26 protein-coding genes are annotated in these 25,968 nt (G+C 61.8%); 16 read left to right on the forward strand and 10 right to left on the reverse strand.

The window, feature by feature from the left end:
* Positions 1-25 precede the first annotated feature (25 nt).
* Together ETEE_RS15485 and mdtH are read right to left on the reverse strand one after the other, a co-directional pair.
* Positions 26-589 (reverse strand): lipoprotein, encoded by a 564-nt coding sequence (locus tag ETEE_RS15485; RefSeq protein WP_034165171.1) that lies wholly within the window; start codon positions 587-589, stop codon positions 26-28.
* 173 nt (positions 590-762) lie between these two features.
* Complete coding sequence (gene mdtH / locus ETEE_RS15490; protein WP_034165172.1) at positions 763-1,971, reverse strand: multidrug efflux MFS transporter MdtH; 1,209 nt, start codon at positions 1,969-1,971, stop codon at positions 763-765.
* A gap of 317 nt (positions 1,972-2,288) precedes the next feature.
* Here mdtH and rimJ point away from each other — a divergent pair, with 317 nt between their 5' ends.
* From rimJ to murJ, 3 genes are all read left to right on the forward strand, one after another.
* Entirely contained in the window at positions 2,289-2,873 is a 585-nt protein-coding gene (rimJ, locus tag ETEE_RS15495) for a ribosomal protein S5-alanine N-acetyltransferase (protein ID WP_034165173.1), read from the forward strand.
* Positions 2,874-2,914: 41 nt separating this feature from the next.
* Positions 2,915-3,562, forward strand: coding sequence for a DUF480 domain-containing protein (locus tag ETEE_RS15500; protein WP_034165222.1), 648 nt, complete (start codon positions 2,915-2,917; stop codon positions 3,560-3,562).
* 157 nt (positions 3,563-3,719) lie between these two features.
* Positions 3,720-5,258 carry a murein biosynthesis integral membrane protein MurJ gene (murJ, locus tag ETEE_RS15505; RefSeq protein WP_034165174.1) on the forward strand — a complete coding sequence of 513 codons (1,539 nt, stop codon included), beginning with the start codon at positions 3,720-3,722 and terminating at the stop codon, positions 5,256-5,258.
* A gap of 127 nt (positions 5,259-5,385) precedes the next feature.
* Here murJ and argS read toward each other — a convergent pair whose 3' ends face one another.
* The gene (gene argS, locus ETEE_RS15510; protein ID WP_034165175.1) at positions 5,386-7,119 is read right to left on the reverse strand and encodes an arginine--tRNA ligase; all 1,734 of its coding nucleotides are present in this window, start codon (positions 7,117-7,119) and stop codon (positions 5,386-5,388) included.
* A 278-nt stretch (positions 7,120-7,397) separates the two neighbouring features.
* On the opposite strand from argS, the gene ETEE_RS15515 reads away from it, so the two are divergent.
* Positions 7,398-7,961, forward strand: coding sequence for a VOC family protein (locus ETEE_RS15515; RefSeq protein WP_034165176.1), 564 nt, complete (start codon positions 7,398-7,400; stop codon positions 7,959-7,961).
* Between the two features lie 8 nt (positions 7,962-7,969).
* On the opposite strand, the gene ETEE_RS15520 is transcribed toward ETEE_RS15515, so the two are convergent.
* Positions 7,970-9,112 (reverse strand): MalY/PatB family protein, encoded by a 1,143-nt coding sequence (locus ETEE_RS15520; protein ID WP_034165177.1) that lies wholly within the window; start codon positions 9,110-9,112, stop codon positions 7,970-7,972.
* A 214-nt stretch (positions 9,113-9,326) separates the two neighbouring features.
* Between ETEE_RS15520 and cutC the strand changes: the two genes are divergently transcribed.
* Positions 9,327-10,082 (forward strand): copper homeostasis protein CutC, encoded by a 756-nt coding sequence (cutC, locus tag ETEE_RS15525; RefSeq protein ID WP_034165178.1) that lies wholly within the window; start codon positions 9,327-9,329, stop codon positions 10,080-10,082.
* Between the two features lie 106 nt (positions 10,083-10,188).
* Here cutC and cmoB read toward each other — a convergent pair whose 3' ends face one another.
* Together cmoB and cmoA are read right to left on the reverse strand one after the other, a co-directional pair.
* Positions 10,189-11,160 (reverse strand): tRNA 5-methoxyuridine(34)/uridine 5-oxyacetic acid(34) synthase CmoB, encoded by a 972-nt coding sequence (gene cmoB, locus ETEE_RS15530; RefSeq protein ID WP_034165179.1) that lies wholly within the window; start codon positions 11,158-11,160, stop codon positions 10,189-10,191.
* Positions 11,157-11,927 (reverse strand): carboxy-S-adenosyl-L-methionine synthase CmoA, encoded by a 771-nt coding sequence (gene cmoA / locus ETEE_RS15535; protein ID WP_034165180.1) that lies wholly within the window; start codon positions 11,925-11,927, stop codon positions 11,157-11,159. Before cmoA ends, cmoB begins: the two co-directional genes overlap by 4 nt.
* 271 nt (positions 11,928-12,198) lie before the next feature.
* Between cmoA and ETEE_RS15540 the strand changes: the two genes are divergently transcribed.
* Entirely contained in the window at positions 12,199-13,566 is a 1,368-nt protein-coding gene (locus tag ETEE_RS15540; RefSeq protein ID WP_034165181.1) for an amino acid permease, read from the forward strand.
* Positions 13,567-13,607: 41 nt separating this feature from the next.
* Here ETEE_RS15540 and ETEE_RS15545 read toward each other — a convergent pair whose 3' ends face one another.
* Together ETEE_RS15545 and ETEE_RS15550 are read right to left on the reverse strand one after the other, a co-directional pair.
* Positions 13,608-14,006, reverse strand: a complete 399-nt coding sequence (locus ETEE_RS15545) for an MAPEG family protein (protein ID WP_012848286.1) — start codon at positions 14,004-14,006, stop codon at positions 13,608-13,610.
* A 131-nt stretch (positions 14,007-14,137) separates the two neighbouring features.
* Positions 14,138-14,959 (reverse strand): DUF72 domain-containing protein, encoded by an 822-nt coding sequence (locus ETEE_RS15550; protein WP_034165182.1) that lies wholly within the window; start codon positions 14,957-14,959, stop codon positions 14,138-14,140.
* Positions 14,960-15,129: 170 nt separating this feature from the next.
* Between ETEE_RS15550 and ETEE_RS20410 the strand changes: the two genes are divergently transcribed.
* From ETEE_RS20410 to ruvB, 7 genes are all read left to right on the forward strand, one after another.
* On the forward strand, positions 15,130-15,396 hold the full coding sequence (locus ETEE_RS20410) for an FmdB family zinc ribbon protein (RefSeq protein ID WP_015461350.1): 267 nt from the start codon (positions 15,130-15,132) through the stop codon (positions 15,394-15,396).
* A gap of 25 nt (positions 15,397-15,421) precedes the next feature.
* Complete coding sequence (gene aspS, locus ETEE_RS15555) at positions 15,422-17,197, forward strand: aspartate--tRNA ligase (RefSeq protein WP_034165183.1); 1,776 nt, start codon at positions 15,422-15,424, stop codon at positions 17,195-17,197.
* Positions 17,197-17,631 carry a dihydroneopterin triphosphate diphosphatase gene (gene nudB, locus ETEE_RS15560; protein ID WP_034165184.1) on the forward strand — a complete coding sequence of 145 codons (435 nt, stop codon included), beginning with the start codon at positions 17,197-17,199 and terminating at the stop codon, positions 17,629-17,631. The genes aspS and nudB overlap by 1 nt, the downstream gene beginning before the upstream one ends.
* Positions 17,632-17,730: 99 nt before the next feature.
* Entirely contained in the window at positions 17,731-18,477 is a 747-nt protein-coding gene (locus ETEE_RS15565; RefSeq protein ID WP_015461351.1) for a YebC/PmpR family DNA-binding transcriptional regulator, read from the forward strand.
* Positions 18,474-18,995, forward strand: a complete 522-nt coding sequence (ruvC, locus tag ETEE_RS15570) for a crossover junction endodeoxyribonuclease RuvC (RefSeq protein ID WP_034165185.1) — start codon at positions 18,474-18,476, stop codon at positions 18,993-18,995. Before ETEE_RS15565 ends, ruvC begins: the two co-directional genes overlap by 4 nt.
* A gap of 119 nt (positions 18,996-19,114) precedes the next feature.
* Positions 19,115-19,723 carry a Holliday junction branch migration protein RuvA gene (ruvA, locus tag ETEE_RS15575; protein ID WP_034165223.1) on the forward strand — a complete coding sequence of 203 codons (609 nt, stop codon included), beginning with the start codon at positions 19,115-19,117 and terminating at the stop codon, positions 19,721-19,723.
* Positions 19,724-19,742: 19 nt separating this feature from the next.
* Positions 19,743-20,747 (forward strand): Holliday junction branch migration DNA helicase RuvB, encoded by a 1,005-nt coding sequence (gene ruvB, locus ETEE_RS15580; RefSeq protein WP_034165186.1) that lies wholly within the window; start codon positions 19,743-19,745, stop codon positions 20,745-20,747.
* A 66-nt stretch (positions 20,748-20,813) separates the two neighbouring features.
* Here the strand turns inward: ruvB and znuB are convergent, their stop codons facing one another.
* Both znuB and znuC read right to left on the reverse strand, forming a co-directional pair.
* Positions 20,814-21,599, reverse strand: coding sequence for a zinc ABC transporter permease subunit ZnuB (gene znuB / locus ETEE_RS15585; RefSeq protein WP_034165187.1), 786 nt, complete (start codon positions 21,597-21,599; stop codon positions 20,814-20,816).
* Positions 21,592-22,368, reverse strand: a complete 777-nt coding sequence (znuC, locus tag ETEE_RS15590; RefSeq protein ID WP_034165188.1) for a zinc ABC transporter ATP-binding protein ZnuC — start codon at positions 22,366-22,368, stop codon at positions 21,592-21,594. The genes znuB and znuC overlap by 8 nt, the downstream gene beginning before the upstream one ends.
* A 75-nt stretch (positions 22,369-22,443) precedes the next feature.
* Between znuC and znuA the strand changes: the two genes are divergently transcribed.
* The 3 genes from znuA to lpxM all read left to right on the forward strand — a co-directional run bounded on the left by znuA (position 22,444) and on the right by lpxM (position 25,939).
* The gene (gene znuA, locus ETEE_RS15595; RefSeq protein ID WP_034165189.1) at positions 22,444-23,454 is read left to right on the forward strand and encodes a zinc ABC transporter substrate-binding protein ZnuA; all 1,011 of its coding nucleotides are present in this window, start codon (positions 22,444-22,446) and stop codon (positions 23,452-23,454) included.
* Positions 23,455-23,467: 13 nt separating this feature from the next.
* Entirely contained in the window at positions 23,468-24,787 is a 1,320-nt protein-coding gene (gene mepM, locus ETEE_RS15600; RefSeq protein ID WP_034165190.1) for a murein DD-endopeptidase MepM, read from the forward strand.
* A 189-nt stretch (positions 24,788-24,976) separates the two neighbouring features.
* Positions 24,977-25,939 carry a lauroyl-Kdo(2)-lipid IV(A) myristoyltransferase gene (gene lpxM, locus ETEE_RS15605; RefSeq protein WP_034165191.1) on the forward strand — a complete coding sequence of 321 codons (963 nt, stop codon included), beginning with the start codon at positions 24,977-24,979 and terminating at the stop codon, positions 25,937-25,939.
* The last annotated feature ends 29 nt before the right edge of the window (positions 25,940-25,968 follow it).

The raw sequence follows: 25,968 nt of genomic DNA on the forward strand, positions 1-25,968 counted from the left end.
GGGTGCAACGCCGTACGGCGTAAGATCAGTCGGTCAGCGGGATCACCAGCTCACCGGGCTTGACCTCCAGCCCCTTGGCCAGCTTACGGGCGATGGCTTCGGTCTTGCTGTTCTCCGGATTGAGCACATAGGCCGGCTGCTGATCAAAATAGCTGCGCAGGGACTGGTTCAGGTAAGGCGCCAGCGCCTTCATCAGCGTCTCCATTTTTTCCGGCTGCACCTTATAGTCCACCAGCGTTAAATCGCGCAGATAGATGGCGCCCTCATCGCGCTGGTATACCGGCTTGGCGCGCAGCGTCAGCTGCAGTTCGCTCTGCTGGGGGCCCAGAATGGAGCTGATGGCAACGTTGGCATGGCCGCTCAGCGTAATGGTGTTGGGCTCGCTGCGGCCAATCTGGCTGCTGAGCTGATCCAGCGTGATGCGGGCATCGACCAGGCCGGGGACCCCGATCTGTTTTTCAAACTGGCTGTGCTTATCCAGGTAGGTATTGATCTGCTGCTCGCTGATGCTGTAGCTGGTCAGCTTGTTACAGGCAGTCAGCACCAGACCGGCGGCCAGAACCGCAGCGGTAAACCATAGTTTTCTCATGAGTGAAGCCTCGGCGACGGGAACAACCCGATACATAAAACGCTGATTGTGACACAGATAACCGCGGGGAAAAACCGCCGTAACGGGATGAAGCGCCACACAGTACGTATGTTACAGCATAAATGCTTGGGGCTGCGGCGGGGATCGGATAAGACTGAATTCCCGCCGCCGCGTTAGCTTGAGCGGGGCTGGCGCGTGGCGTAGGGCGCCCGCAGTGAAAACTGCCAGTAGAGCAGCACCAGCGTCAGCAGGCCAATGATCCCCAGCAGTGCCCAGGGAAGCTCGGGCATGGCCAGGCTGCGTCCCATATCATACATCCAGCCGCCGCCGGTGTAGCCGAGGGCGCCGCCCAGCGCCAGCCCGAGGCGGCTGAAGCCCATGTAGCTGCCGCGCGCCCGGGCATCGGCCAGCGAGGCGCTGAGGGTTTCACGCGCCGGCTCGGCGATAATCGAGCCGAGATAGAAGCAGCAGATCAGCGCAAACAGCGACTGTAGCGTGGTGGTCAGCCCCAGGGGGAACAGGCTGAGGGTCATCAGCAGCAGGCCGAACATCAGGCGCTGCTCCAGGCTAAAGCGCTTTTCACTCCAGCGGGCGATGGGGTAGAGCAGCGTCAGCGACAGCGCCGCCTCGATGGCGTACATCCATTTCACCGCCCCCGGTCCGCCGGCGATGTCGTTGACCACGATCGGCAGCATCAGCATGACCTGCACCGCCAGCATATAGTAACCGGTGAGGGTGAGCACATAGGTCAAAAAGCGCCGATCGCGCACCACGCGCAGCATGCCTTCACGCACCGGCGTCCGGATGGTCGAAATACGGTAGGCCGGTAGCAGCCAGGCGTTCCAGGCGGCGGCCAGCACAAAGAGGGCGGCGCCGGCCCAGCATACGTAGTGAAAGTCATAGGCCAGCAGCCAGCTGCCGATCAGGGCACCGATCACCGCGCCGGCGCTGTCCTGCATCATCAGCAGGGAGTAGAAGCGGCCACGCTCATGGGGGCGGGTGAGCTTGATCACCAGCGCGGTTCGCGGGGGATCGAACAGCGTACCGCCCAGGGCGGAAAGCGCGCAGGAGGTCCAGAGGATCCACGGCTCGCTGGCGACGGCCATCGTGGCGAACCCGGCGGCGCGCAGCAGCATGCCGCTGACGATCATCGGCTTGGCGCCGACGCGATCGGCGATCGCGCCGCCAAAAATGCCCAGCCCCTGCTGCAGCAGCTGGCGCAGGCCGAGGGCGATGCCGACCATCAGGGCGGCCCAGCCCAGCTGGTCGACAAAGCGGATAGAGATGAGGGGAAAAACGACAAAGAAGCCCAGCACGACCAGCAGATTATCGATCAGCAGAAAGTACTTCCCCGATCGCCTGGCCTGTAATACCAGCGACATGTTCCACCATTGAGCGCGAGTAAAGCGATAACATACGGTACGTTCATTTTCGCCGTTTCACGAAAGCAAAAACAGAGAAATGATAGATTGGCTGAATAAACAGTAAATTGTATGGTCTGGATGATAAGTTGTGGAATATAGCGTTAAGCGACCAGCAGATCCGGGAGAAATTACTGAGCATGGAGCGCGTTTGTATATTATAACGCCAGTCAATGACTTACCGACCATGGACAGAGAGGTTATAGTTATCGGTACGGCGCCGGGGAGCGAGAGGGGGCCGGAACCATTCGATGACGGCAATGCACACGGAGGGATTCATGTTTGGCTACGGCAATGCAGGCCCGAGGGTTCGCCTGACCACGGATCGGCTGATCGTGCGGCTGGTCAACGAGCGCGACGCGCACCGGCTGGCCGATTACTATGCGGAAAACCGCGACTTCTTGCGCCCTTGGGAGCCGATTCGCGATGAGAGCCACTGCTATCCGTCCGGCTGGCAGGCTCGGCTGTCGATGATCCGTGAGCTGCAAAAGCAGGGCGGTGCGTTTTATTTCATCCTGTTGGGCCACGATGAGCAGGAGGTGCGCGGGGTCGCTAACTTCAGCAATGTGCTGCGCGGCGCGTTCCACGCCTGCTTTCTGGGCTATTCGGTGGCGGGCAAGTGGCAGGGGCATGGGGTGATGTATGAAGGGCTCCAGGCGGCGATTCGCTATATGCAGCGCCAGCAGCATATGCACCGTATCATGGCCAACTATATGCCGCACAACCAGCGCAGCGGCGCCCTGCTGCAGCGTCTGGGGTTTGAAAAAGAGGGGTATGCCAAAAACTACCTGTTAATCAATGGAAAATGGCAGGATCATGTCTTGACCGCCCTGACGAATCCCGAGTGGACCGTGGGGCGCTGACGCCGCAGAATGGATGAACGACCTGGAGATAGTCTCGCATGATTAAACATATTCTTTCCCCGCTAGAGGCGCGCGTCATCGGCTGCTTTTTGGAAAAGCAGATCACGACGCCGGAGCAGTATCCGCTGTCGCTCAACGCGCTGACGACCGCCTGTAACCAGAAAACCAATCGCGAGCCGGTGCTGGAGCTGGGCGAGAGCGAGGTGCAAAACGCGCTGGATCTGCTGATCCGTAGGCACCGGATCCGCAGCGTGAATGCGCCGGGCAGCCGGGTGGTGAAGTACGAGCACCGCTTCTGCAACTCTGAATTTGGCGATCTGCGCTTTAGCGCGGCAGAGGTCGCGCTGATTTGCTGCCTGCTGTTGCGTGGCCCGCAGACGCCGGGTGAGCTGCGTACCCGCTGTAACCGCCTGTATGCTTTTGCCGATGTGACCGAGGCGGAGCAGGCGCTCAATCGCCTGGCGGAGCGTGAGGATGGGCCGTTTGTGCAGCGCCTGGCGCGTGAGCCGGGACGGCGGGAGAGCCGCTATGCCCACCTGTTCTGCGGCGAGGTGGCGGCGGAGATGCTGCCGTCGGCGCCGCCCGCCGCGCCGGAGGCGCTCGGTGAGAGGGTGGCCGCGCTGGAGGCCGAGGTCGTCGCGCTGAAGCAGCAGTTGGCCCGCCTGCTGGGCGATGATCAGGCGTCGTAGCCACGCTTTCGGCCGCGCAGCGCTGGATTAATCGTCGGGTGGTCGGGGAACTCGCCTTTTGTTACATCCTGCGCTGGCTATTCATCATGGGATAAGTAGACTAGTTGGCCTGTTTTCCCCGCCGCCGCGGCGGGGCCGCAACCCTGACGATGAACCGATGAATCTACTTAAATCACTGGCTGCGGTCAGCTCAATGACCCTCTTTTCGCGCGTGCTGGGGTTTGCCCGTGACGCGCTGGTCGCCAGGATCTTTGGCGCCGGGATGGCGACCGATGCCTTTTTTGTGGCCTTTAAGCTGCCCAACCTGCTACGGCGGATTTTTGCCGAGGGCGCCTTTTCCCAGGCCTTTGTGCCGATCCTTGCGGAGTATAAAAACCAGCAGGGCGAGCAGGCGACGCAGACCTTTATCGCCTACGTCAGCGGTCTACTGACCCTGATCCTGGCGCTGGTGACGCTGCTCGGCATGCTGGCGGCCCCCTGGGTTATCTATGCCACCGCGCCCGGCTTCGCTGATACGCCGGACAAGTTTGCGCTGACCAGCGCGCTGCTGCGCATTACCTTCCCCTATATCTTGCTCATCTCCTTGGCCTCGATGGCCGGCGCTGTGCTGAATACCTGGAACCGTTTTTCGGTACCGGCCTTTGCGCCGACGCTGCTGAACGTCAGCATGATCGGCTTTGCGCTGTTTGTGGCGCCGTACTGCCATCCGCCGATCCTGGCACTGGCCTGGGCCGTGCTGGTGGGCGGCGTGCTGCAGCTGGGTTACCAGCTGCCGCACCTGAAGAAGATAGGCATGCTGGTGCTGCCGCGCCTCAACCTGCACGATCGCGGAGTATGGCGGGTGCTCAAGCTGATGGGGCCGGCGATCGTCGGGGTTTCCGTCAGCCAAATCTCGCTGATCATCAATACGATTTTCGCCTCTTTCCTGGTCTCCGGCTCCGTATCCTGGATGTACTATGCCGACCGCCTGATGGAGCTGCCGTCGGGGGTGCTGGGGGTCGCGCTGGGGACTATCCTGCTGCCGTCGCTGGCCAAAAGCTTCTCCTCTGGCCGTTTGGACGACTATAACCGTCTGCTGGACTGGGGACTGCGCCTCTGCTTTCTGCTGGCGCTGCCCTGCGCCGTGGCGCTGGGGGTGATCGCGAAGCCGCTGACGGTGGCGCTGTTCCAGTATGGTAAATTCAGCGCCTTTGATGCGGCGATGACCCAGCGGGCGCTGGTGGCCTACTCTATCGGTCTGCTCGGGATTATCATGGTGAAGATTCTGGCGCCGGGCTTTTACTCCCGCCAGGATATCAAGACGCCGGTGAAGATCGCCATCGTCACGCTGATCCTGACCCAGGTGATGAACCTGATCTTTATCGGTCCCCTAAAGCATGCCGGGCTGTCGCTCTCCATCGGCCTGGCCGCCTGCCTGAATGCCGGCCTGCTGTACTGGCAGCTACGGCGTCAGCGCCTGTTCACGCCGCAAAAGGGGTGGCTGGGATTCCTGAGTAAGCTGGTGCTGGCGGTGCTGGTGATGACGGCGGTGCTCATAGGCATGATGTGGCTGATGCCGGCGTGGGATATCGGAAATATGCCTTATCGGCTGCTGCGTCTGGTGGGGCTGGTGGTGGCCGGCGCGGTCAGCTACTTTGCAGTGCTGGCCCTGCTGGGATTCCGCTTGCGCGACTTTACCCGCAGCGCGGTGCTGTAAACGTCGGGGCAGCCACAGCCCCGCGATCGCGGTCATCAAAAAGCCACCTGCGGGGCAGGTGGCTTTTTACTATCGATCGTCAGCCACCGCCGACGGCGGTGGCGAGCGTTGCGGTTCGGCGGCAGCGTTACATGCGCTCGACCGTCTTGATCCCCAGGGTATCCAGACCGGTTTTCAGCGTACGGGCCGTCAGGGCAGCCAGTTTCAGACGGCTGGCGCGCACGCTCTCCTCCTCGGCGTTGAGGATCGGACAGGCCTCATAGAAGCTGGAGAACAGGCCAGCAACTTCGTACAGGTAGGCGCACATGACGTGCGGAGTCCCCTCGCGCGCGACGCTCAGGATGGTCTCCTCAAATTGCATCAGACGGGTGGCCAGCGCCTTTTCACGATCGTCCGTCAGCATAATGGCACCCTGCAGGGCATTTTCATCGATGCCGGCGCGCTTGAAGATGGAGGCGACGCGGGTATAGGCATACTGCATGTAGGGGGCGGTGTTGCCCTCAAAGGCCAGCATGTTGTCCCAGTCGAAGATATAGTCGGTAGTGCGGTTTTTGGAGAGATCCGCATACTTGACCGCGCCGATACCGACCACTTCCACCAGCGCCTTCAGCTCGTCGCCGCTCAGCTCCGGGTTCTTGGCGGCGATCAGCTTGGCGGCGCGTTCGATGGCCTCATCCAGCAGATCGGCCAGCTTGATAGTGCCACCGGCGCGGGTTTTGAACGGCTTGCCGTCTTTACCCAGCATCATGCCGAACATGTGGTGCTCTAGGCTGACGGAGTCCGGTACATAGCCGGCCTTGCGCACGATGGTCCAGGCCTGCATCAGGTGCTGATGCTGGCGGGAGTCGATGTAGTACAGGATACGGTTGGCGCCGAGGGTCTCATAACGGTACTTGGCGCAGGCGATATCGGTGGTGGTATACAGGTAGCCGCCGTCCTTCTTCTGGACGATCACCCCCATCGGCTCGCCCTCTTTGTTCTTGAACTCGTCCAGGAAGACGACGGTGGCGCCTTCGCTTTCGGTGGCCAGCCCTTTGGCCTTCAGATCGGCGACGATCCCCGGCAGCATCGGGTTGTACAGGCTCTCGCCCATGACGTCATCGTCGGTCAGCGTCACGTTGAGACGGTCATAGTTACGCTGGTTCTGACGCATGGTGATGTCCACCAGCTTGCGCCACATTTCGCGGCAGTATTCATCGCCGCCCTGCAGTTTCACCACATAGCCGCGCGCGCGCTCGGCAAAGGCCGCGTCTTCATCGTAGTGCTTTTTGGCTTCGCGGTAGAAGGCTTCCAGATCGGCCAGCGCCATGTCGCCGGTTTCGCTGCTGGCCTGCACCTTTTCCAGGTAGGCGATCAACATACCGAACTGGGTGCCCCAGTCGCCGACGTGGTTGGCGCGGATAACGTTGTGGCCGAGGAATTCCAGGGTGCGTACGGCGGCGTCGCCGATGATGGTGGAGCGCAGATGACCGACGTGCATCTCTTTGGCGACGTTCGGCGCGGAGTAGTCAACGACGATGGTCTGCGGCTCGACGCGAGCCACGCCCAGGCGCGGATCGGCCAGCGCGGCGTCGGCCTGCGCGGCCAGCCAGGCGGCATCAAGGAAAATATTGATGAAGCCTGGGCCGGCAATCTCTATCTTGCTGGCGATCCCATCCAGTGCCAGATTGGCCACTACCTGCTCGGCGAGCTGTCGCGGAGGCAGGCCCATTTTTTTCGCCGCGGCCATAATGCCATTGGCCTGATAGTCGCCAAACTGGACTTTCGCGGAGGGACGGACCAGGGCCTCGCTGCCGGCCGGCGCACCGGCAGAAACCAGTGCCTGAGTGACTTTATCTGAAATAATTGCCTGAATATTCACGGGATTACCTTAAGCTATTCGCACCGGCCGCGCGCGGCGCCGGCGTCGTGAATGTGAAAACCGAATCATGGTCGCCGGGGCATCTCACCCGGCGGAAAACAGCCGGTCATTATAGGGGAAATCGGCTCCGCCGTCAGCACCCGCCGCACCGCCCCCCTCGATGCGCCTGCGGTGGGATGGATGTTACGCGCCAGGCAGGGTAGAGTACCCGCCGCGAAGGGGCTCCGCTGGCCGTGCGCGGCGGCGGAGCGCCCCACTGGGGATGAGAGGAGAAAGGCATGAACGGTTTGGCCGATATTGATGAGCTGCGTGAGCTGGCTGCGGATCTGGTGCGCTTTGAGCAGGCGCTGACGCAGCTGGCATCGGCGCTGTCGCTGGATTTAGCGCACTTTACGGCGGATCACATTTCGCTGCGCTGCCACCAGACGGAGACCGCCGACCGCTGGCGGCGAGGCTTTTTGCGCCTTGGGACGCTGCTGGCGGAGAATATCATCAACGGGCGCCCGATCTGCCTGTTTGATCTGGCGCAGCCGCTGCGGGTAGGCCCCTGGCTTATCGACTGCGTAGAGCTCCCTTATCCCGGGGAAAAACGCTACCCGCACCAGGGATGGCAGCACGTTGAGCTGGTGCTGGCGGGGCCGCCGGACACGCTGCACCGTCGGGCGCTGGCGCTATTGCCGGATGAGGCCCTGCTGGCGCCGGGGATCCGCCTGACCTTCAGCCATCCTCGCGGCGAGGGAGAGCGGCTGCCGAATCCGACGCTGGCGGTCGGCGATCGGCTTACCACCCTAAAATTCCACCCCTATTCCCTGCGTGAGATCGTCGCCAGCGAGCGGCGCTGACGAGGCCTCTACAGCCGGGCGACGGCGTCCGCCATGCGGTCCAGCGCGCGATCCAGTAGCGCCCTGCGGCAGGCGAAGTTAAGGCGGATAAAGCGTGGCGCGCCGAAGTCGGCGCCGTCGGAGAGGCCCACGCCGGCGCGTTCGAAAAATGCCTGTGGGTTGTCGACGGGCAGCGCGCTGGCATCGATCCAGGCCAGATAGGTGCCCGCGGCGCTGACGGTGTGCAGCCCCGGTATCGCGTTGATCCGCGTTGTGACGCGATCCCGGTTGGCGCGCAGGTAGTCCAGCTGTGCATCCAGCCACGGCTGGCCGTGGCGATAGGCGGCCTCGGCGGCGGCAAAGGCCAAAATATCCACCTGTGGCACGATGCCGACGCGGGCGTCGATAAAGCGGCGGCGCAGTTCGGCGTTGGGAATGATGGCGATCGAGGCGCCGAGCCCGGCGATATTGAACGTCTTTGATGGCGCCATCAGAGTCACGCTGCGCTGGGCGGCGTCGTCGCTCAGGGTGGCGATCGGCGTGTGCCGCACGCTGGGATCCAGCAGCAGATCGCAATGGATCTCATCGGAGCAGATCAGCAGATCGTGGCGCTGGGCAAAGGCCAGCTGGGCCTCCAGCTCCTCGCGGCGGTATACCGTGCCGCCCGGATTCTGCGGATTACACAGCATGAGCAGGCGCTCCTCGCCGCTGAGGGCCGCCTCGGCCTCGTCCAGCGATATGACCCAGCGGCCATGGCGCAGCGTCACCGGCATCGGGGTCTGGGCGCGCCCGGCCTGGCGGGCGGACTTCATAAAGGGGGGATAGATCGGATGGGGGGCCAGGGTGCCCTGCGCCGGCGTCGTCAGGGCGCGCACCGTCAGGTTGAGGCCGCAGACTAGCCCGGGCAAAAAGACCAGCCAGTCGGGCTGTATCGCCCAGCGATAGCGCTGCGCCATGCGGGCGACGAACAGCTCGCTCAGCGCCTGGGGCGCCATGCCATAGCCAAAGACGCCGTGGGCGATCCGGGCCTGCAGCGCGTCGATCACCGACGGAGGAGAGCGAAAGTCGCTGTCGGCCACCCAGAGCGGAATTGTGTCCTGCTCCGCATATTTACCCCATTTCTCGCTGTCACTGTGACGGCGGTCGATCACTTCATCGAAATTGAATGTCATCGCGATTATCCTTTAGTAGGCTAACTACGTCCCTGAGGCTGAAACCGGTTACTGCCGGAGCGCAGCGCTCTGTCAGCTAGCGCTCCCCGCGGCGCATATCGCGCCCGCGTCGCCTACAGAGTAGGCGAGGTGCGGGGATATTCTCAATATTTGGGTTGTGGATATGAGTATTTTTCACATCCGCACCGTTTTGGCTGTTGATTCGGAGGTTTGAATGCTGACGTTAGAGGTATGCTGCTACTCCTTGGCCTGCGCCGAGATAGCGCAGGCGGCGGGAGCAGACCGCATTGAGCTGTGCGCTAGCCAGCAGGATGGCGGGATCACCCCCAGCTATGGCACGCTGGTGGGGTGCCGGGAGCGGGTGACCGTGCCCGTGCACCCGATTATCCGGCCGCGCAGCGGCGATTTCTGCTACAGCGACAGCGAGTTTGCGCTGATGAAATGCGATCTGGCGCTGGTGCGCGATCTGGGGTTTCCCGGCGCGGTGATCGGCCTGCTGGATGAAGAGGGGCACATTGATCTGCGTCGCATGCGTGAGCTGATGGCGCAGGCCGGCCCGATGGCGGTGACCTTCCACCGCGCCTTCGATATGTGCGCCAACCCGCTGCTGGCGCTTTCCCAGTTGACCGATCTCGGTATTGCGCGCATTCTGACCTCCGGGCAGCAGCAGACGGCGGAGGCCGGGCTGCCGCTGCTGCGTCAGCTGCAGCAGGCCAGCCGCGGGCCACTGATCATGGCCGGCGCCGGGGTGCGCCTCTCCAACCTGCATAAATTCAGCGAGATAGGTCTGCAGGAGGTGCATACCTCCGCCGGTCACAGCGTGCCGTCCACGATGCGCTACCGCAAGGCGGGGGTCAGCATGAGCCATGCGGAGAACGACGAGTTTAGCCACTACTGTGTGGACGGCGGTATGGTTGAGGCGATGAAGTCTGCGCTGCAGATGATGGAAAACGTCGGCTGCAGCGCCTGAAGAACGGGTCTCCAGTAGAAGTAAGTACGACCTTGTAGCGGAGGGTTCGCTAAAAAGTACGGCCCCACACCTCGCTGGTTGGGGCCCTTTTTTATGGCGCGGGTGCTTAGGGCTTGCGGGCGATGAAGGCCGCGCGCAGCGGCGCCGGATAGCCTTCGATGGTTTTCTGCGCATCCGCTGGATCCAGGAAGTCGGCCAGGGACTCGCTGGTCATCCAGTCGGTACGCCGCTGCTCCTCTACGCCGGTGGGGCACTGATCCACCAGACGGACGTCGCAGAAGCCGCATTTCTCCAGCCAGCGGATCAGCATGGCGGCAGAGGGAATAAAGTAGACGTTGCGCATCTGCGCGTAGCGCTCGCCGGGGATCAGCGCCTGCTGTTCGTCGCCCTCGATAACCAAGGTCTCCAGCAGCAGTTCTCCCCCGCTGACCAGCTGGTTTTTCAACTGGTACAGATGATCCAGCGGTGAGCGGCGGTGATAGAGGACGCCCATAGAGAACACCGTATCAAAGGCTGCCAGCGTCGGTAGCTGCTCGATCCCCAGCGGCAGCAGGTGAGCGCGGCTATCGCCGCCGAGCAGCTTACGCACCGCCTCGAACTGGCATAGAAAAAGCTGCATCGGATCGATGCCGACCGCCAGGTGCGCGCCGGCGCCAACCATACGCCACAGGTGGTAGCCGCTGCCGCAACCGACGTCGAGAATGGTGCGCCCGGCCAGCGGCGACAAGTGCGGCAGAATGCGCTGCCATTTCCAGTCTGAACGCCATTCGGTATCGATGTGAATGCCATACAGATCGAAGGGGCCCTTACGCCAGGGCATCAGGGCGCGCAGCATTTTTTCCATGCCGATGCGCTGTCCCTCGCTCAGCGGGGTCTCCGCCTCGGCGCAGACCCCGTGCAGCAGATCCAGACGGTGCGGCGTCAGGGCCGGCAGCCGTTCGACCGCGTTGTTCCAGTCGCGAAAGTAGCCGTGCAGGGCGTCGCGCTGCCAGGCCGCCAGCTGTGCCGGCAGCACCTCTAGCCATTTGCTCAGCGGGCCGTGGGCTATTTGGGCATAGAAATTACCAAAGTCGATCATGGCTGGGCCTCCTTGATGGCCAGCAGCGAGCCGAAGTTAAAGCACTGAAACCAGGTTTCGGCGTGGTGGAATCCGGCCTGGCGTAGGCGCTGCTTATGGGTTTCTACGCTGTCTGTCAGCATGACGTTTTCCAGCATGCTGCGCTTCTGGCTGATCTCCAGCTCGCTGTAGCCGTTGGCGCGCTTGAAGTCGTGATGCATATCGAACAACAGCTCGCCGACGGTGGCGTCGGCGAAGTTGAATTTTTCTGACAGGACGAGCGCGCCGCCGGGCAGCAGGCCGCGGTAGATGCGATCCAGCAGGGTTTGGCGATCGTCCGGGGCCAGAAACTGCAGCGTGAAGTTGAGCACCACCAGTGAGGCGTTGCTGATCTCGACCTCGCGGATGTCGGCCTCAAGCACCTGCACCGGAGTCGGGCTGCGGAAGGCGTCGATATGACGGCGGCAGCGGCTGACCATCGCCGGGGAGTTGTCGATGGCGATGATTTCGCACTCTGCGGCCTGGATGTTACGGCGCATGGAGAGCGTCGCCGCGCCCAGGGAGCAGCCCAGATCGTATACCCGGGTTCCCGGCTGCACGAAGCGCTGCGCCAGCATGCCAATCATGGCGATGATGTTGGAGTAGCCGGGGACCGAGCGCTGGATCATGTCGGGAAACACTTCGGCCACGCGCTCATCGAAGGTCCAGTCGCCCAGCTTGGCGATCGGGGCGGAAAACAGCATATCGCGCCCGGCGCCCAGCGCGGGATTTTTATCGCAGTCAGACATAGCGGATGTAGGGAGTTTCAATAAGGGGCGCATATTCTAGCAGAGAATGCCTTACGGCGGCTATGCGCCATTTCGTCCGGCGCGCACTCTGTCGGCGCCGCGCCGGGCGCTGTATACTCTGCGCGCAGTCGCGTCAGCTAGCATGGAATTTGCCTTGATTGCAATAGTGTCGAGTGATACAAAGCTCGACGCGTTGTAAACAAAATAATACGATGCGCCACGGAGACCGCAGTTAATTCAGTTGCCATGACGCTATCGCACAGAGGAAAAAATGGGCGATTCGCAGCACACCAGTACGACTCTTGAGAGAGGATTAAAAAACCGGCATATCCAACTGATCGCCCTGGGCGGCGCGGTGGGCACCGGTCTGTTTCTGGGGATCGGCCCGGCCATTCAGCTGGCCGGCCCGGCGGTTTTACTGGGCTATGCCATCGGCGGCGTAATCGCGTTTCTGATCATGCGCCAGCTGGGGGAGATGGTGGTGCAGGAGCCGGTTGCCGGTTCGTTTGCCCACTTTGCCCATAAATATTGGGGACCGTTTGCCGGTTTTGTCTCCGGCTGGAACTATTGGGTCATGTTCGTGCTGGTCGGCATGGCCGAGCTGACCGCGGCCGGTATCTATATGCAGTACTGGTGGCCGGATGTGCCGACCTGGATATGGGCCAGCCTGTTCTTTGTCCTGATCAACGCGCTGAATATGGTGAACGTGCGTCTGTACGGTGAAACCGAGTTCTGGTTCGCCCTGATCAAGGTGGCGGCGATCCTCGGGATGATCGCGTTCGGCAGCTGGCTGCTGCTGTCCGGCGACGCCGGGCCCCAGGCCGGGGTCGCGAATCTGTGGGCGCACGGCGGCTTTTTACCGCACGGCTGGGGAGGGCTGATCATGGCGATGGCGGTGATCATGTTCTCCTTCGGCGGCCTTGAGCTGATCGGGATCACCGCCGCGGAGGCCAGCGAGCCGGAAAAGAGCATTCCCAAGGCAACCAATCAGGTGGTCTATCGTATCCTGATCTTTTATATCGGCTCTCTGCTGGTGCTGCTGGCCCTGTACCCCTGGTCGCAGATCGGCGCCAGCAGCAGTCCGTTTGTGATGATCTTCCATCACCTGAACAGCAACACGGTAGCGGCGGTATTGAACGTGGTGATCCTGACTGCCGCGCTGTCGGTATATAACAGCTGTGTCTACTCCAATAGCCGTATGCTATATGGGCTGTCGCAGCAGGGCAATGCGCCGCGTCGCCTGACCCGGGTCAATCGCCGCGGGATCCCGGTATGGTCAATCGGTCTTTCGGGGCTGACGACCTCGCTGGTGATCCTGATTAACTATTTGATGCCGGGCAAGGCGTTCGAGCTACTGATGGCGCTGGTGGTCTCTACGCTGGTGATCAACTGGGTGATGATCTGCATGGCGCACCTGAAGTTCAAGGCGGCGCAGAATCGCCTGGGCGTGACGACGCGGTTCCGCGCGCTGTGGTATCCCTATGGTAACTACCTGTGTCTGGCGTTTCTTGGCCTGATCCTGGTGATTATGGTGCTGACGCCGGGGATCCGGGTATCGGTGCTGTTGCTGCCGCTGTGGCTGGGCGTGCTGTGGGGCGGGTTCTGCCTGGCGCGGATGCGCCGCGGCAAATCGGCGTAGGGTCACGCAAGGCGGCCCGCACGCGGCGGGGGCCTTGCGGTTTAATCACCGGTCTGCAGCAGCTGTCCCCAGGGCAGATAGTAGAGATTGGCCACCACCATCAGCAGCAGCGACAGGTAGGTGGCGCTCATGCCGGAGCGGCGCCACTGCATTTCATGCTGACGCAGGCCCCAGGCGTGCATCAGACGCCCGAGGATCAGCAGTACGCCGCACAGGTGGACCATCCACACCCGAGCGCCGTTCATCTCCATCATCACCAGCAGTATGGCTGCGATGGGGATATACTCCACGGCGTTGCCGTGAATCCGGATGGCGGTCTGCAGCTCATAAAAGCCACCGTCGCCATAGCTGACGCGGTAAAGCATGCGCAGCCGAACCACCTGCCAGGAAAACGTCACTAACAACAGTGCGCCGAGCACGACATAGAGCGCGCTTACCATTCTTTTTAGCTCCATTGCCTGAATCATATTGGCCTGTAAATGATAGCCGCAGGTCGGCGGAATGTCCTGTGTAATCTGTTGAGTATTGTCATTTTTTCAGACGATTGTCCCAACGCCCGCGCGATGTGGGATCAAAACAGGGCCGACTGCAGCGGCCAATCCGGGCGCGGCGGCAGCCCGTCGATGGCGGCCTGGGACAGGGCATTCCACAGAAACTGCGCCTGCTGTGGCGCATCGCGACAGTCCGGCGTATGGATAAACAGGTAGGGAGTGGCATCCCGGCTCCAGGCCTGCAGGCGCGGCAGCCATGGCTGCAGCCAGCGCAGATTAGCGTCGGGGCAGTCTCCGCCGATAAACCGTACCATCGGCGCGTCGGCGGTTATCAGCGCGTGCGCCGGCAGACACGGCTTTTTACGCTGGGCCTCGCGTACGGCGTGGCTGTGGGGTTGGGCGTGGTGCACCGGCCGACTGTCGAGGAGCACGCGGTTGACCGCGCGCTGCCGCAGGCCGCGGTTAAGCGCGCGCTCGGCGTCGCCCTTGGCGAAAAAGGCCGGGTGGCGCACCTCGACGCCGTAGCGATAGCCGCGCGGTAGCGCGTCGAGAAATGACCATAGGCGCGGTAGATGCTCGGGGCCACAGGCGGCCGGTAGCTGTAGCCAAAGTTGCCCCAGACGCCGATCCAGTGGTTGCAGCGCGCGGTAAAAAGCGCCAATCTGTTGATCGCAGTGCAGGAGCGCCGCCTGATGGCTGATGGCGGACGGAAACTTAAAGCAGAATCGGAACCCGTCGTGAGTCATATCGCGCCAACGGTGTACCAGCGCCGGCGTAGGCAGGGCGTAAAACGTGGTGTTGCCTTCAACGCAGTTAAAGTGGCGGCTATAGTCGGCTAGGTCATGCAGGCCTATCTTTGTCCACGCCGCGTGTTGCCACTGCGGCAGCCCCAGGTAGAACATGGCGTACTCCGTGGTGATGGTCGGTAAAATATAACATAAACATAACAACTTAGGCAGAGGGTGTCAGATGGCGAGAAACAGTGCAAAGTGCGCGCGCGCTCTTATCGCAGCGGGGAATTTCCAGTATAATAGCCCCCTTTTTTCACCAAGCATGTAAATCCGCCCGAGCTATGCCGATCTACGAATACGTTTGTAGCGACTGCAATCATCATCTAGAGAAATTGCAAAAAATGTCCGATGCACCGCTGGTTGATTGCCCGGCGTGCGGTCATCCTGCCCTGAAAAAACAGATTTCAGCCGCTGGTTTCCAGCTAAAGGGGACCGGCTGGTACGCGACCGACTTTAAGCCACGTACCGACAAAACACCGTCTTCAACAGAGCGCTGCGCAGGCAGCTCGTGTCCGGCCGGTTGTCCGGGCGCGGCGTCGGCAAAATAAATTAAGAAAGCCAAAGGATATCGTTATGCGTACTAATTATTGCGGGCAGTTGAATCTGTCCCATGTGGGCCAGGAAGTGACCCTGTGTGGTTGGGTACACCGCCGCCGTGATTTGGGCGGTCTGATCTTTATCGATCTGCGCGACCGCGAAGGGGTGGTTCAGGTGTTCTTCGATCCGGATCATCAGGATGCCTTCCGTCAGGCCTCTGAGCTGCGTAACGAGTTTTGCGTGCAGGTAACCGGCACCGTGCGCGCGCGCCCGGAGAGCCAGCGTAACCGGGATATGTCCACTGGGGATATCGAGGTCTTCGGTAACGGCCTGAACATCATCAACCGTGCGGAGCCGCTGCCGCTGGACTTTAACCAGACCAACAGCGAGGAGAACCGCCTCAAGTATCGCTATCTGGATCTGCGTCGCCCGGAGATGGCCGAGCGCCTGAAGACCCGCGCCAAAATTACCGCCTTCGTGCGCCGCTTTATGGATGGACATGGCTTTCTGGACATCGAAACGCCGATGCTGACCAAGGCGACGCCGGAAGGCGCCCGCGATTACCTGGTACCGAGCCGGGTGCATAAAGGCAAGTTTTATGCGTTGCCGCAGTCGCCTCAGCTGTTTAAACAGCTGCTGATGATGTCCGGCTTTGACCGCTACTATCAGATAGTGAAGTGCTTCCGCGACGAAGATCTGCGCGCAGACCGTCAGCCGGAGTTCACCCAGATCGATGTGGAGACCTCTTTCATGAGCGCCGAGCAGGTGCGTGAGATCATGGAAGCGCTGGCCCGCGCGCTGTGGATGGAGATCAAAGGGGTGGATCTGGGCGACTTTCCGGTGATGACCTTTGCAGAGGCGATGCGCCGTTTCGGCTCGGATAAGCCGGATCTGCGTAACCCGCTGGAGCTGGTCGATGTGGCCGATTTGGTTAAGAACGTCGACTTTAAGGTCTTCTCCGGTCCGGCCAACGATGCCAGAGGGCGGGTGATCGCGCTGCGCGTGCCGGGCGGTGCGACCCTGACCCGTAAGAATATCGATGAGTACGGTCAGTTTGTCGGCATCTATGGCGCCAAAGGGCTCGCCTGGATGAAGGTCAACGATCGCGACGCCGGGATGGATGGCGTGCAGAGCCCGATCGCTAAGTTCCTCAACGCCGAGGTGCTGGAAGGCATTCTGGCGCGTAGCGGCGCGCAGAGCGGCGACATCATCTTCTTCGGCGCCGACAGCGCCAAGGTGGCCACCGATGCCATGGGTGCGCTGCGCCTGAAGGTCGGGCGCGATCTGCAGCTGACCGACGAGTCGCGCTGGGCGCCGCTGTGGGTGGTTGATTTCCCGATGTTCGAAGAGGACGGCGAAGGCGGCCTGGCCGCGATGCACCACCCGTTCACCTCGCCGCGCGATATCAGCCCGGAGGCGCTGAAGGCCAATCCGGTCGGCGCCATCGCCAACGCCTACGATATGGTGATGAATGGCTATGAGGTGGGCGGCGGCTCCGTCCGTATTCACAGCGGCGCCATGCAGTCTGCGGTCTTCGATATCCTAGGGATCAGCGAGCAGGAGCAGCGCGAGAAGTTCGGCTTCCTGCTGGATGCGCTGAAGTTCGGCACCCCGCCGCACGCCGGTCTGGCGTTTGGCCTGGATCGCCTGGTGATGCTGCTGACCGGTACGGAGAATATCCGCGACGTGATCGCATTCCCGAAAACCACGGCGGCGGCCTGTCCGCTGACCGACGCCCCGAGCCGCGCCAACCCGGCGGCGCTGCAGGAGCTGTCCATCGCCGTCTGTGCCAAACAGGGCAGCGACGAGTAATGGCCTATAAGCGTCCGGAATCCATCCTGGTGGTGATCTATGCCCGCCAGGGGGGACGGGTGCTGATGTTGCAGCGGCGCGACGATCCCGATTTCTGGCAGTCGGTAACCGGCAGCCTGGAAGTGGGAGAGTCGCCGTCGCAGGCCGCGCAGCGTGAAGTAAAGGAAGAAGTGGGTATCGACATCGTCAAGGAGCATTTGACGCTGACGGACTGCCAGCGCTGCGTGGAGTTTGAACTGTTTGCGCACCTGCGCCACCGCTATGCGCCCGGCGTGACGCGTAACCTAGAGCATTGGTTCTGTCTGGCCATTCCCGTGGAGCGGGCGATCCCGCTCAGCGAACATCTGGCCTACCGTTGGCTGGATGCCGCAGGGGCGGCCGGACTGACCAAGTCCTGGAGTAACCGACAGGCGATCGAACAGTTCGTCCCTTGATTACGTGCCTGTACGGGCGGTCATGCTGGCCGTTCGCATTGATTTACAGGCGTGCATATTGACTATTTTAGGGCCTTTGCGCCTTTAGCGGAGATTTATATGGCAGGTCATAGTAAGTGGGCCAACACCAAACATCGTAAGGCTGCGCAGGATGCCAAGCGCGGTAAAATCTTTACCAAGATCATTCGCGAGCTGGTGACCGCCGCCAAGCTGGGCGGCGGCGATCCGGACGCAAACCCGCGTCTGCGCGCGGCCGTTGATAAGGCGCTGTCCAACAACATGACCCGCGACACCCTGAACCGCGCCATCGCGCGCGGCGTGGGCGGCGATGACGACGGCAACATGGAAACCATCATTTATGAAGGCTACGGCCCGGGCGGTACCGCCGTGATGGTGGAGTGTCTGAGCGACAACCGCAACCGTACGGTGTCTGAAGTGCGTCACGCCTTTACCAAGTGCGGCGGCAACCTGGGTACCGATGGCTCCGTGGCCTATCTGTTCACCAAGAAAGGGGTGATCTCCTATGCGCCGGGTCTGGATGAAGATGCGGTGATGGATGCGGCGCTGGAGGCCGGCGCCGATGACGTGGTGACCTATGACGACGGCGCCATTGATGTATACACCCCGTGGGAAACCTTCGGCCAGGTGAAGGATGCGCTGGATGCCGCCGGTTTGGTCGCCGAGTCGGCCGAGGTTTCCATGATCCCGTCGACCCAGGCCGACATGGATGCGGATACCGCGCCGAAGCTGCTGCGCCTAATCGATATGCTGGAAGACTGCGATGACGTGCAGGAAGTGTATCACAACGGTGAAATCTCCGATGAGGTTGCGGCTACTCTGGAATGAGTATCATCCTCGGGATTGACCCCGGCTCGCGGATCACCGGCTACGGCGTGATCCGCCAGCAGGGGAGGCAGCTCGAGTATATCGGCAGCGGCTGCATCCGCACCGGCGTCGACGATCTGCCTACCCGTCTTAAGCTGGTGTACGCCGGCGTCAGTGAAATCATCACCCAGTTCAATCCCGACTGCTTCGCCATCGAACAGGTTTTTATGGCCAAGAACGCCGATTCGGCGCTGAAGCTGGGACAGGCGCGCGGCGCCGCCATCGTGGCGGCGGTGAACCGTGATCTGCCGGTGTTTGAATACGCGGCGCGGCAGATCAAGCAGACGGTGGTGGGTAACGGCGGGGCGGAAAAGGCCCAGGTGCAGCATATGGTGCGCTCGCTGCTGAAGCTGCCGGCGAATCCACAGGCGGACGCCGCCGATGCGCTGGCCGTGGCGATCACCCACTGCCACGTCAGCCAGAATGCGCTGCGCGTCAGCAGCGGCAGGCTGAATCTGGCGCGGGGACGCTTGCGCTGACCGCGCCGCGCGGAGAGGGCGGGAGATGCCCGACGCTTTATTACAGGCTGGATATTCATCCAGCCTTTTTTATGGTATAAGCGGAGGGATTATTTGACTGAGACAGAGAGGGTGTGCGCGTGATTGGTCGCCTCAGAGGAACTATTCTGGAAAAGCAGCCGCCGCAGGTGGTGCTGGAAACCCACGGCGTCGGCTATGAGGTGCAGATGCCGATGACCTGCTTTTATGAGCTGCCGCAGGTCGGCAGCGAAGCGGTGATCTTTACCCACTTTGTGGTGCGCGAAGACGCCCAGCTGCTGTACGGGTTCAACAATAAGCAGGAGCGTGCGCTGTTCCGTGAACTGATCAAGGTCAACGGCGTCGGGCCCAAGCTGGCGCTGGCGATCCTGTCCGGGATGTCGGCGCAGCAGTTTGTTGCGGCGGTTGAGCGTGAAGAGGTCGCGGCGCTGGTCAAGCTGCCAGGCGTGGGTAAGAAAACCGCCGAGCGGCTGGTGGTCGAGATGAAGGACCGCTTCAAGGGGCTGAGCGGCGATCTGTTTACCCCGGCGGATGACCTGCCGCCGAGCGCCCAGCCGCAGGCCCAGGCGGATGCCGAAGGCGAGGCGGTTGCCGCGCTGATCGCGCTGGGCTACAAGCCACAGGAGGCCAGCCGTCTGGTGAACCGGGTGGTGGTGGTCGGCGCTGACAGTGAAACCCTGATCCGCGACGCGCTGCGCGCGGCGCTGTAATAACCCTGGAGAGCACGGGATGATAGAAGCCGATCGTCTGATTGCCGCCGGCGCCCAGAGCGAAGAGGAGTTCCTCGATCGCGCCATTCGGCCGAAGAGCCTGGCCGACTATGTCGGTCAGCCGCAGGTGCGCGGGCAGATGGAGATTTTCATCAAGGCGGCCAAGCTGCGCGGCGATGCGCTGGATCACCTGCTGATCTTCGGGCCGCCGGGGCTGGGGAAAACCACGCTGGCGAACATCGTCGCCAATGAGATGGGCGTCAATCTGCGCACCACCTCGGGGCCGGTGCTGGAGAAAGCGGGCGATCTGGCGGCCATGCTGACCAACCTGGAGCCGCACGATGTGCTGTTCATCGATGAGATCCACCGCCTGTCGCCGGTGGTGGAAGAGGTGCTTTATCCGGCAATGGAAGACTACCAGCTGGATATTATGATCGGCGAAGGGCCGGCGGCGCGCTCGATCAAGATCGACCTGCCGCCCTTTACGCTGGTCGGCGCCACCACTCGCGCCGGATCGCTCACCTCGCCGCTGCGCGACCGCTTTGGCATCGTGCAGCGCCTGGAGTTCTATCAGGTGGCCGATTTGCAGCATATCGTCGGGCGCAGCGCGCAGTGCCTGGGGCTGACGCTGACGGATGAGGGGGCGCTGGAGGTGGCGCGCCGCTCGCGCGGTACGCCGCGTATCGCCAACCGCCTACTGCGTCGGGTGCGCGACTTTGCCGAGGTGTGCGCCGATGGACATATTGACGGTAAGGTCGCGGCGCAGGCGCTGAATATGCTGGATGTGGATGCGGCGGGCTTTGACTATATGGATCGTAAGCTGCTGCTGGCGGTGATCGACAAGTTTATGGGCGGGCCGGTCGGGCTGGATAACCTGGCGGCGGCGATCGGCGAGGAGCGTGAGACCATCGAGGATGTGCTGGAGCCGTATCTGATCCAGCAGGGGTTCATACAGCGCACCCCGCGCGGGCGCATCGCGACCGCCCATGCCTACCAGCACTTCGGCATCGATCGCGCGGAGTAAGCTCGGCTATAAAAAATCCCGTTACCGCGGCGCGAGTAACGGGATTTTTTTGCGCGGTGCTCAGGTTTAGGCGCTCTGGCGACGGCCCAGGCTGAGGATAAACAGCAGGGCTGCGCACAACACCACCGACGGCCCCGCCGGGGTATCATACCAGGCGGAGAACGCCAGACCGCCGCTGATGGCCAACAGGCCGGCCAGCACGGCGCCGGCCGCCATTTGCTCCGGGGTGCGGGCAAAGCGGCGGGCGGTGGCCGCCGGAATGATCAGCAGCGAGGTGATGATCAGCGCGCCGACAAACTTCATCGCCAGGCCGATGGTCAGGGCGGTGGTCAGCATCAGCAGCAGCTTTACCCGCCCCAGGGCGATGCCGTCAACGTGGGCGAGCTCCGGGCTGATGGTCATCGACAGCAGGACGCGCCACTGCCACAGCAGCAGCGCCAGCACCAGCGCGACGCCAACGGCGATGATCGCGACATCCCGATAGGTCACCGCCAGCAGATCGCCGAACAGGTAGGCCATCAGATCGACGCGAACGTTGGACATCAGCGCCACCACGACCAGCCCCAGCGAAAGTGCGCTGTGCGCCATGATGCCCAGCAGGGTATCGATGCCCAGCTGGGGACGGCGCTCCAGCCAGACCAGCATACAGGCCAGCAGCAGCGTGACGGCGATCACCGCATAGAACGGGTTTACCTCCAGCAATAGGCCGAAAGCGACGCCGAGCAGCGAGGCATGGGCGAGGGTATCGCCAAAGTAGGACATGCGCCGCCATACCACGAACGATCCCAAGGGGCCCGCCGCCAGCGCCAGCAGCGCGCCGGCCAGCCAGCCGGGCAGCAACAGTTCAATCATCGGCCTCTCCGCTGCGTGTCTTGAGAATAATTTTACCGCACAGATCGTGGCGGTGGTTGTGGTGGTGGCGATAGACCGCCAGCTGCTGGGCGCCGTGAGCGCCGAACATGGCGATAAACTGCGGATGGCTGGCGACCGCCTCAGGGGTGCCGGAGCAGCAGATATGCTGGTTCAGGCACAGGACGTCATCGGTTTTCGCCATCACCAGGTGCAGGTCGTGCGACACGATCAGCACCGCGCAGTTAAGCTCGTGGCGCAGGCGGTCGATCAGATCATACAGCGCCAGCTGGCCGTTGACGTCAACTCCGGCGGTCGGCTCATCCAGCACCAGCAGATCCGGGGTGTTGAGCAGGGCGCGAGCCAGCAGTACACGCTGGTTTTCGCCGCCGGAGAGCTTCTGCATCGGCTGCTTGAGCAGGTGCCCGGCCTGAACCCGCTGCAGCGCCGGCAGTACGTCCTGGCGTTTTACGCCGGGGCGCAGACGCATGAAGCGCTCGACCGTCAGCGGCAGGGTGGCGTCCAAATGCAGTTTCTGGGGAACATAGCCAATCGTCAGCCCTGGGCGGGTGGTGCGTTCGCCGCGCGTGGGGGTGATCAGCCCTAGCACGACGCGTACCAGGGTGGATTTACCGGCGCCGTTAGGGCCCAGTAGGGTCAGGATACGCCCGCGCCGCAGCGTGAGGGAGACGTTATCCAGTACATCGCGGCTCCCGAAGCGCACGGCGACGTGCTGCAGGGTGACCAGCGGTAGATTATCTTGCTGTGACATGGTTACGGCATATTGCACTATGAGTGGAATGTTATAATATAACGTTTCATCAAACGTTACGCAGGGAATTTTGTCATGATACCGCAAAAAAATATAATTAAACGCACGCTTATTGCTTCCGCGCTGTCGCTGTGTGCGCTGGCGGGCAGCGCGCAGGCTGACGTGGTGACCTCGGTTCGGCCGCTGGGTTTCATCGCGGCAGCGATTGCCGACGGCGTGATGCCGACGCAGGTTCTGCTGCCTGACGGCGCCTCGCCCCACGATTATGCACTGCGTCCCTCGGATATCAAACGATTGCGTGACGCCGACCTGGTGGTATGGATAGGGCCGGAAATGGAGAGTTTCCTTGAAAAACCGACTCAACAGCTAGAAAGTAACAAAAATCTCATGCTCAGCACCCTGCCGGGCGTGCGTAGTCAACTCATTGCGGGCGATGATGATGATGACCACGATCATCATATTACGCAGGACGAAAAGCATGCAGAAAATTCCGATTCTTCCGGGTCACATATTGTTACAAATGGCGCCAGCGCTGGCTTAGCGCGCGATCATGATCACGATCACGGTCAATATAATATGCACATTTGGCTCTCTCCGGCGATTGCAAAACAGGTGGCGATTGCGATTCATGACCGACTAGTGCAACGAAGCCCACAAAATAAAGACAAACTGGATGTCAACCTACGTAAATTCGAGCAACAACTCGAGCAGACAGAAAAGAAAGTTGGTATCATGCTGCGGCCTGTGCAGGATAAAGGGTATTTTGTCTTTCACGATGCCTATGGTTACTTCGAGAAAACCTTTGGCCTGACTCCGTTGGGACATTTCACGGTCAATCCCGAGATACAGCCTGGCGCACGGCGCTTACACCAAATTAGAACACAGCTGGTTGAGCAAAAGGCAGTTTGCGTTTTTGCTGAGCCACAGTTCAGGCCAGCCGTTATCTCGGCGATTGCGCAGGGGACCCCTGTCCGGCAGGGTACGCTAGATCCCCTGGGAAGCGCGATCCCACTGAGTGCGGACAGCTATATGGTCTTTTTGACCACGCTGGCGCACCAGTATTCAAGCTGCCTGAAGGGAGATTAAGAGGAAAATCCGAGTGCAGCAGATAGCGCGTTCTATCGCTCAGGCATACAGTAACTTGCCCCGCCCCCACCGGGTGATGCTGGGATCCCTGAGCGTTGTCACCCTGGCTGTCGCCATCTGGCAGCCTTTTGTCTACCATCCTCGCGCGGTGGAGAGCGACACCGCGAAAAGCGTTCTGCTGGAGACGCCGCCGCTCAGCGCGCTAGCGCCAGAGGCCAGCGAGCCCCTCGATCAGCCGGCGCCGGAAGACGAGGTGCCCAAGGATGAGATCGACGACGGCAGCGATGATGCCAGCAGTCACGACTACGTGGTCTCCAGCGGCGATACCCTGGGTAGCATCCTGACTCAGTACGGCGTCGATATGTCCAATGTCTCGGCGCTGGCCAAGCAGTATCCCGCCCTGCGTAACCTGAACGTCGGTCAGACCCTGACCTGGCAGGTTAACGATGCCGGTACGCTGCAGAAGCTGACCTGGGAGGTCTCGCGCCGCGAGAGCCGGATATATGAGCTGGGCAGCAGCGGGTATAAGGAGACGGTAGAAAACCAGCAGGGCGAGTGGAAAAACCGGGTGATCACCGGTACGCTCAACGGCAGCTTTGTGGCCAGCGCTCAGGCGGCGGGGCTGAGCCGTAGTGAGATTAATACGGTTATCAAGGCGCTGCAGTGGCAGATGGATTTCCGTAGGCTGCAGAAGGGCGATCGTTTCTCGGTGCTGCTGTCGCGTGAGATGCTGGATGGCAAGAGCGCCCAGAGCCAGATCCTGGGGGTGCGCCTGCGCAGCGGCGATAAAGACTATTATGCTATCCGCGCCGAGGACGGTAAGTATTATGACCGCCAGGGTGCCGGGCTGGCCAAAGGCTTTATGCGCTACCCGACCAGCAAACATTTCCGCGTCAGCTCCAACTTTAATCCGCATCGGTTGAACCCGGTGACGGGTCGCGTTGCGCCCCATAAAGGGGTCGACTTCGCCATGCCGGTCGGGACGCCGGTGCTGGCGGTCGGAGACGGCGAGGTGGTGATAGCCAAGCGCAGCGGTGCCGCAGGGAACTACGTGGTGATCCGCCATGGCCGTCAATATACGACCCGCTTTATGCATCTGAAGACGATCCTGGTGAAGCCGGGCCAGAAAGTGAAGCGCGGCGATCGCGTTGCGCTCTCCGGTAATACCGGCCGCTCGACCGGTCCGCATCTGCACTATGAGTTTTGGGTGAATAATCAGGCGGTAAACCCGCTGACGGTGAACCTGCCGCGCTCCGATGCCCTGACCGGCAAAGAACGCAGCGCGTTCCTCGCCCAGATGCGTGACGTCGTGCCTCAGCTGCAGCTGGACTGAGCCCCGACCAGGTTAGCGCGTCACCCTAAGCCCGCCTCGGCGGGCTTTTTATATGTGCCACTTGCCGTCGCCCTGGATTTCACCCGTCGTCCCGTTCAGGGTGGGACAGTTTTTTTTTGTCTGCCAAATGGCTACAATTTCCAGCCATCCCACGCGTCATCCGCGTGGGGATCATAAAAGAGTCCACTGATGCAACACGAGACCAAATCAAACGCTGAGTTTATTCCGCGCTTTCGCGCCGCCTTCCTCTCGCCTCGTTATTGGGGCGTCTGGTTGGGGATCGCGCTGATGGTGGCGATGGCATTCCTGCCGCTGCGCCTGCGCGATCGGATGATCGGCGCCGTAGGGCGCTTGGCCGGACGCCTGGCCAGCGGCGCGCGCCGTCGCGCGCGCATCAATCTGATGCTCTGCTTCCCGCAGATGGATGCGCATCGGCGCGAGGCGATCATCGATACGATGTTCGCCCGCGCGGGGCAGTCCATGTTCCTGATGGCCGAGCTGACCCTGCGCGGTCCGCGGCGCTTGCTGCGTCACACCCACTGGCACGGCGGCGAGATCATTGAGCAGGCGCGCGAGCAGGGGGAGAACGTGATTTTTTTGGTGCCCCATGGCTGGGCCGTCGATATTCCCGCCATGCTGTTGGCCGCCGACGGGCAGCCGATGGCCGCCATGTTCCATAATCAGAAGAACCCGCTGGTTGACTATCTGTGGAACCGTGCGCGCCGCCGTTTCGGTGGGCGCCTGCACGCGCGCAACGATGGCATCAAACCGTTTATCAGCTCGGTGCGCAAAGGCTACTGGGGATATTACCTGCCCGATCAGGATCACGGCGCAGAGCACAGCGAGTTTGTGGACTTTTTCGCCACCTATAAGGCCACATTACCGGCCATCGGGCGGCTGATGAAGCTGTGCCGGGCGCGCATCATTCCGCTGTTTCCGGTGTATGATGGCGAACAGGGGCGGTTGGACATCTATCTTCGCCCGCCGATGGACGACATCGCAGGACAGGATGACGCCTATATTGCCCGGCGGATGAATCAGGAGGTGGAGCTGCTGATGGGGGAGCACCCGGAGCAGTACACCTGGATCCTGAAGCTGTTGAAAACGCGCAGACCGGGAGAGATAGAGCCCTATTGCCGCCAGGATTTATGATGCGCTGCGGTCTGCTTCGCTGAGCGCCG

Source organism: Edwardsiella anguillarum ET080813, assembly GCF_000264765.2.
Lineage (GTDB): Bacteria > Pseudomonadota > Gammaproteobacteria > Enterobacterales > Enterobacteriaceae > Edwardsiella > Edwardsiella anguillarum.